This is a genomic window from Amycolatopsis sp. WAC 04169, from assembly GCF_003947535.1.
GTDB classification, from domain to species: Bacteria; Actinomycetota; Actinomycetes; order Mycobacteriales; family Pseudonocardiaceae; genus Amycolatopsis; species Amycolatopsis keratiniphila.
This window is the reverse complement of the sequence record NZ_QHJI01000048.1, coordinates 1-757: the sequence shown is the minus strand read 5'-3', so window position 1 is coordinate 757 and position 757 is coordinate 1. Positions and strand designations below refer to the sequence as shown.

General features: G+C 81.0%; 1 protein-coding gene. It reads left to right on the top strand.

Features of this window, described 5'->3' with window-relative positions:
• Positions 1 to 266: 266 nt before the first annotated feature.
• Positions 267 to 757, top strand: a 491-nt coding sequence (locus tag DMC61_RS41555; RefSeq protein ID WP_199750239.1) for a hypothetical protein, incomplete at its 3' end; no start/stop codon positions are given.

The following is a 757-nucleotide window of genomic DNA, read 5'->3' as shown; positions in this document are numbered from 1 at the left end:
AGCCGTGGCTGCTCACGCGCCGGGGCGACGGCGGCGGGGAGTCGTAGGCCGCCGGAAGGCGGCGGTTCAGCCGGTGAGCAGGCCGACGCACAGGCCGATGACCGGTACGCACAGGCCCGGGTCGGCGGGCTCCGGCGCCGGCGGCGTGCTGGGGGGCGGTGGCGTCGGTGTGGTCGGCGCGGGGTGGGGCGCGGGCCGGTCGGAGTGCTGCGGCCGGGCGGTGTCCGGGGCGGGGGCGCGAGGCCGGTCCCCTTCCTTCCCCGCTCGTGATCCTCTTCGCGCTCGTGCCGTTCTCCGGGCTTCCCGTTCTCGGGGGTGTCCGGGCCCTCCGGGGTGCCGGCGGCCGGGGTGCCGCTCGCGGACGGGTCCGGCACGAGGCCGGGTATGCCGGGTATGAGGCCCGGCCCCGGGGAGCCGCTGAGGCCGCCCATGACGGACGTCGCGGAAGGGACCGGCCCGGGAACCCCGCCTCCCGCGTCCGCGGCGCCGGACGGCGTCGCCCGGACATCGGCGGCCGTGTCCCCGCCTCCGCCCTCCACGCGCGGCGCCGCCCCGGCGCGGACGCCGTCGCCCGCGTCACCGGGCGGCTCGGGCAGCAGCCGTACGAGACTCAGGGCGCCGGCCGCCAGCGCGAGGCCGCCGACGACCAGCAGCACCTTGCGGGGGCGGGGCCTGCGGTGCCGGCCGCGGCGGCACCACGCGTACCGCGGCCCCGGCCGCACGTCGGTGGTCGTGCCCGCGGCCGGACCGCGGGTCG